Genomic DNA, 1,024 nt, shown 5'->3' on the forward strand with positions numbered 1-1,024 from the left:
TCAGCCGGAAAACACCAGTTTTTCATGTATCAATATCCTTCACAGGCTGCCCAGTGGCCATTTGTTGGAGTTCCCGGTGCTTTATCAAGAGAGAATCCAATGGTTATTAATTCTGGTGCTCATGCTACGTTCTATTACGACTCCAATACAGGCTCATTTACTGATCATGGAGTTGTGAGAAATGGTATGTATGAACCTGTTGGATTAGATCACTTTTATTGTAGTAGTGATGGTAAGAAATCTACGGTATCATCAATTACAGGTAGCGATGAATCAAAAGGTATTGTTATATATCCGAATCCTGTATCAAACAAGCTTTTTATTAAAGCAAAAGAGGATAAGAATATTAATGAGGTTTATTTATTTGATTTAACAGGTAGGGAGTTTTTTACCGAAAAAATCAACTCTCAATCTGCTACGATTGACTTGCAAAATCGATCATTATCACCCGGTCAGTATATCTTAAAAATAAATACTCCTTATTCTACAGAAGTAGTAAAGTTAATTGTAAAATAAAAAATTTGATTATGAAACCTCAAAATATTATTGCTTTATTATTCATTCTTTCATTGAGTTCTTGCTCATCGTGTTCAAAAGAGGTTGATTGCAAGTCATATGACAGCAACAATGCTTTGCACAGTATAACAGTTAACCCAAAGCTGGATGCCTTAATTACATTTACTAATGATTCATTTAGTAATAATATTAGCTTAAACTTGATCAAAAGCGAAAAAAGCGATGCCTATGAGGAAACATGTACTATTTTCACATCTTCGTCATCGTGTGGATGTGAGCGTAATCTTGAAATTTTGTTGTCAAATACTAAAAAAACAATAGAAATAAGAAACTCAATTAACATCATTGAGCCTTACGATGATAAACCATCTTATATATACAGATTAAAAAGCACGCTAAGTAGTGGTGAAAAAATGTTAACACCCGTTGGGAATGAAATTGAGGGGACTCTAAACGAATTGTTGCACCCCATCTCAATTAATGGTAAAACTTATGAGAATAGTTTCAT

The 1,024-nt window shown here is 33.3% G+C and carries 2 protein-coding genes; both read left to right on the top strand.

The genetic code is table 11. The features are described from left to right. A partial coding sequence (locus RI557_RS11620) for a T9SS type A sorting domain-containing protein (protein WP_310683937.1) occupies nucleotides 1-516 on the top strand: 516 nt, incomplete at its 5' end. A gap of 11 nt (nucleotides 517-527) precedes the next feature. Next, a partial coding sequence (locus RI557_RS11625) for a hypothetical protein (RefSeq protein WP_310683939.1) occupies nucleotides 528-1,024 on the top strand: 497 nt, incomplete at its 3' end.

This window comes from Salibacter sp. (genome assembly GCF_031581065.1).
GTDB lineage: Bacteria > Bacteroidota > Bacteroidia > Flavobacteriales_G > Salibacteraceae > Salibacter.